The 4,415-nt window shown below is 53.3% G+C and carries 5 protein-coding genes; 3 read left to right on the top strand and 2 right to left on the bottom strand.

Annotated elements, in window-relative coordinates:
- Both RTY00_RS20555 and tolC read right to left on the bottom strand, forming a co-directional pair.
- Nucleotides 1-610, bottom strand: a 610-nt coding sequence (locus RTY00_RS20555; protein ID WP_312665896.1) for a DUF1190 family protein, incomplete at its 3' end; no start/stop codon positions are given.
- Nucleotides 611-751: 141 nt separating this feature from the next.
- On the bottom strand, nt 752-2,224 hold the full coding sequence (gene tolC / locus RTY00_RS20550) for an outer membrane channel protein TolC (RefSeq protein ID WP_312665894.1): 1,473 nt from the start codon (nt 2,222-2,224) through the stop codon (nt 752-754).
- Between the two features lie 213 nt (nt 2,225-2,437).
- Here tolC and nudF point away from each other — a divergent pair, with 213 nt between their 5' ends.
- The 3 genes from nudF to cpdA are packed head-to-tail and all read left to right on the top strand — an operon-like array spanning nt 2,438 to nt 4,367.
- Nucleotides 2,438-3,073, top strand: coding sequence for an ADP-ribose diphosphatase (nudF, locus tag RTY00_RS20545; protein WP_008103402.1), 636 nt, complete (start codon nt 2,438-2,440; stop codon nt 3,071-3,073).
- Complete coding sequence (locus RTY00_RS20540; RefSeq protein ID WP_008103400.1) at nt 3,070-3,495, top strand: DUF1249 family protein; 426 nt, start codon at nt 3,070-3,072, stop codon at nt 3,493-3,495. Before nudF ends, RTY00_RS20540 begins: the two co-directional genes overlap by 4 nt.
- Nucleotides 3,496-3,539: 44 nt before the next feature.
- Nucleotides 3,540-4,367, top strand: a complete 828-nt coding sequence (cpdA, locus tag RTY00_RS20535) for a 3',5'-cyclic-AMP phosphodiesterase (RefSeq protein ID WP_293798306.1) — start codon at nt 3,540-3,542, stop codon at nt 4,365-4,367.
- The last annotated feature ends 48 nt before the right edge of the window (nt 4,368-4,415 follow it).

Below are 4,415 nucleotides of genomic sequence, written 5' to 3'. Positions count from 1 at the left end.
CCACGCTGTCACCAAAGACGCCACGCGTGATAGTGGAAGTGGTGGCGGGTTTCGGCGCCATGGCTGTTTTCGGCACATTGATGGTTCGGCCTGATGTCGCATTGCCGTAGTTTTTACCCGCAGCGTCAACAAATTTACCGTTTGCCGGGCTGTTCGGATTTTTTGGCGAGAACAGCGGCTGCTGGGCAAAGCCTGCGCCGCCGCTCATCATACGTCCCATCATGTAACCGGCCATCAATGGCATCCAGAAGCTCCCGCTTTGCTGCGCTTCGGCATTATTAGCGGTGGTGCCCACGCCCGCTTGTGCAGGCGTTTGCTGGCACTGATTCTCACCAAACTCAGCCACACAATCTTCGCGCGTGGCGTATTTTGGCGCGGTACGTTCAGCTTCTTTCTGTGCGTTGTTATACGCAGTGGTACATTGTGCGCTCTGGCCTGGATTGGCTTTGGCGCAATCATCTGCATTTTGATACAGCGACACCGTCTCATCACTCTGCTCGCAGCCTGCCAGCATAAACACTGCGCTAACGGCAAAGGCGACTGGCGTTAAGTGGCGTGCCTGCCAGCTTTTACGAAAAGCGGCATGGCGAATATTTTTCGTCCGTTTCATTATTTTCATCCTGTGCCCAAAGGTGCGGTAAAGGATAGGGGATGAGCGGTGGAAAATGAAGCGCGAAGCCAGATGGGGAAAGGATCTTTACGTAGCTATACGATTGAATGCGAAAGGGGCCGCATGCGGCCCCTTGGGGAATTAATTACCGAATGGATTTCCGCTGCTGCGTGCGGCAGCTGGACGGGCTTGTGCGGCGGCTGAAGGCGATGATGCTTTCGGACCGTTATCCACACGCGCGGCCTGCTGGTTATTTTCCGGCGCCACCACTTCTGGTGTCGTGGTGATCTCTTTGCCCAGCGTGCTGTTCAACAGCTGCAGATCCTGCTCGTTCAGCGTACCCAGCGCATATTTGATATTCAGCTGGTTGATCAGGTAGCTATAACGCGCATCAGAAAGCTGCTGTTTAGCGTTGAACAGCGTGGTGGTCGCATCCAGCACATCAACGATGGTACGCGTACCAACTTGATAACCCGCTTCCATCGCATCCAATGAGCTTTGTGCAGAGACAACCGCCTGCTTGTAAGCATCGATGCTGCTGATAGAGGCATTCACGTTATTGAACGAAGAACGCACCGTCTGCACCGCGCTACGATGCGCGCCTTCCAGCTGTTCACTGGCCGCGACATAGTTATACTGCGCCTGTTTCACCTGAGAGGTGACAGAACCGCCGCTGTACAGTGGCATGGTGAAGCTCAGACCAACCTGGTTAGAACCGGTGATCGAGTCGGTGCTGCCGGCGCTCTGATTGGCGCGGCTGCCGCCATATTTGCTGTTCGACATACCGGTTGACGCGGTCAAGTCCAGCGTTGGCATGTGGCCGGTTTCGGCTGAACGAATCTGCTCACGTGCCAGATCCTGGCTCAGACGCGCAGATAGCAAGGTCAAGTTGCGGCTTTCTGCTTCTTTCAGCAGGCTGGCAACGGCATCTGGACGCGCAGTTTTGAAACGATCGATATTCAGAGAAGCCAGCGACAGATAATCCATGCCGGTAATCTGACGCAGCGATTCCACCGCATTGTCGAGGTTGTTACGTGCGGTCACTTCGTTGGCCAGCACGGTGTCATACTGTGCACGGGCGTTCTGCACGTCAGTGATCGCGACCAAACCCACGTTGAAGCGCTGAGTGGTTTGATCCAATTCGCGGTAGATCGACTGTTTCTGTGCTTCGGTGTAAGAAAGCGTATCGATCGCCTTCAACACGTTGAAATACGCAGTTGCACTATTCAGAATCAGATCTTGCTGAGCAACCTGATAAGTGACGTCCTGAATACCGGCTTGTTTTTCCTGCAGCGACAGCGCACGCCATTTCGACATATCGAAAATAGTTTGAGTTAATTGCAGAGAGGCGCTGGTCGTGTTGGAATGAAGTCCGCTGCTGTCACGGTAGCCGTTGTTATAAGTATAATCTGCGCCCAAGCCTAACTGCGGCAATAAAGGACTACGCGCTTCATTGATTTTCTCAAATGCTGCGTCGCGGTTAGCGGCAGAGGAGCGCAGATCGGGGTTGCTAAGGCGCGCCTGCTGATAGACCTGCAACAGGTTTTCTGCCTGGCTGGCAAGGCTGAATCCGCCCAAGCTCAGTCCAATAAAAAGTGGGAGCAGTTTTTTCATTTGCATTCCTTTTGTTGCAGCAAAATGCACTGGTAGTGCTGCAGGTAAGCCAAAAAAATAATCGCCGATTCTACAGAGGCGGCGTCAGAGATAAGTTGGCTGAACGTGCCTTCTTCCCCTAATTTACGTAAATAATTCAAAAAGAACCACTCGGACGGAGCGGTAGACTTGGCTTTTCTTTGCTCCATCCCAATCTGCATAAGGAATCAGACGATGGCGAGTGCAAAAAAATCCCCTGTGACTTTCACAAAAAACGATGTAGAAATTATTGCACGCGAAACGCGTTACGATGGTTTTTTTTCCATCGTCAGCTACCGTTTCCGTCACCGTCGTTTTAATGGCGAAATGAGTGGTGAAGTGGTGCGCGAAGTTTTTGAGCGCGGACACGCCGCCGTGCTGCTACCCTATGATCCCTTACGCGATGAAGTGGTGCTGATCGAACAGATCCGCATTCCCGCTTTTGATTCCAGCCCAACGCCCTGGCTGCTGGAAATGGTGGCTGGCATCATCGAACCTGGCGAAACACCAGAAGATGTCGCACGACGTGAGGCGGTAGAAGAGGCTGGCCTCAAGGTTGGTCGCGTCAAACCGATAGTGAATTACTTAGCCAGCCCCGGCGGAACGTCTGAACGTTTGTCGGTACTGGTGGGCGAAGTGGATGCCAGCCTGGCAGAGGGAAATCACGGGCTGGAGGAAGAGAATGAGGATATTCTTGTACATGTGGTGAGCCGCGAACAGGCTTATCGCTGGGTGGAAGAGGGGATTATTGATAACGCGGCATCTGTCATCGCCTTGCAATGGCTGGCGTTGCACCATGAAAAACTACGAGAAGAGTGGAAGCTAAAATGAAACAGCGCTATACCCCTGACTTTCCCGAAATGATGCGCCTGTGCGAAACCAATTTCGCCCAGCTGCGTCGCCTGCTGCCGCGTAATGACGAGGCAGGCGCATCGGTGATTTATCAGGTGAATGGCGCCAGCTATCAGCTCACCATCGAGGAATCAACGCGTTACACCACGCTGGTGGAAGTGCGTCAGGTGGCGCCCGCGGTGAGTTACTGGAGCCTGCCTTCGATGTCGGTGCGGCTCTACCATGATGCGATGGTCGCTGAAGTGTGTTCCACTAAACAGATCTACCGATTTAAAGCGCGCTATGATTATCCTAATAAAAAATTGCATCAGCGCGATGAAAAACATCAGATTAACCAGTTCCTTGCGGATTGGTTGCGTTACTGCTTAGCGCATGGCGCTGTGGCAGTACCGGTTTGCTGATAGCGTAAAAAACGCAACGATGGCGTGGAGATTAAGGAAACGCTTTGGATAGCCTGCTAACTCTTCCTGCGCGAGATGGGTCTGATATCAGGATTTTACAAATCACGGATACCCATCTTTTTGCCGGAAAACATCAATCGCTGCTTGGGGTGAATACCTGGTCGAGTTTTGATGCGGTGCTGGATGCCATTGAGGCACAACAGCAGCATTATGATCTGATTATCGCCACCGGCGATCTCGCTCAGGATCACACCGTCGAAGCTTACCAACATTTTGTAGCGGGCATTAATCGTCTGCCGAAACCTTGCGTCTGGCTGCCAGGAAATCACGATTTTCAGCCAGCGATGGTGGATACGCTGGCCGACGCGGGTATTAAGTCAGACAAGCATGTTCTGCTAGGGGATCACTGGCAGCTGGTGCTGTTGGATAGCCAGGTATTTGGTGTACCGCACGGCATGTTGAGCGAATATCAGCTTGAGTGGTTGCACACCGCGCTAAGCAAGTATCCGGAACGTCACACCTTAGTGCTGCTGCATCATCATCCGCTGGCTTCCGGTTGTACCTGGTTAGATCAGCACAGCTTGCGTAATCCACATCAGCTGGAAGCAGTGCTGCAACACTTCCCGCGTGCGCGCAATCTGGTGTGCGGCCATATTCACCAGGAACTCGATCTCGACTGGCATGGGCGCCGCGTGATGGCTTCACCGTCGACCTGCGTCCAGTTCAAACCGCATTGCACCAACTTCACCATAGATACGCTGGCGCCAGGCTGGCGCTGGTTCACCTTGCAGCCCGACGGCGTGCTGCAAACCGAGGTGAACCGCCTGCAAAGCGACATGTTCCGCCCCGATCTTGATTCCGAGGGCTATTGAGTAATGGCGGCGCTGATCTATCTGCATGGCTTCAACAGTTCCCCACAA

Origin of the sequence: Pantoea sp. CTOTU49201, assembly GCF_032054795.1 — a bacterium.
GTDB lineage: Bacteria > Pseudomonadota > Gammaproteobacteria > Enterobacterales > Enterobacteriaceae > Pantoea > Pantoea symbiotica.
Note: the sequence above shows the minus strand (reverse complement) of the source record. Positions and strands in the feature narration are given on the sequence as shown.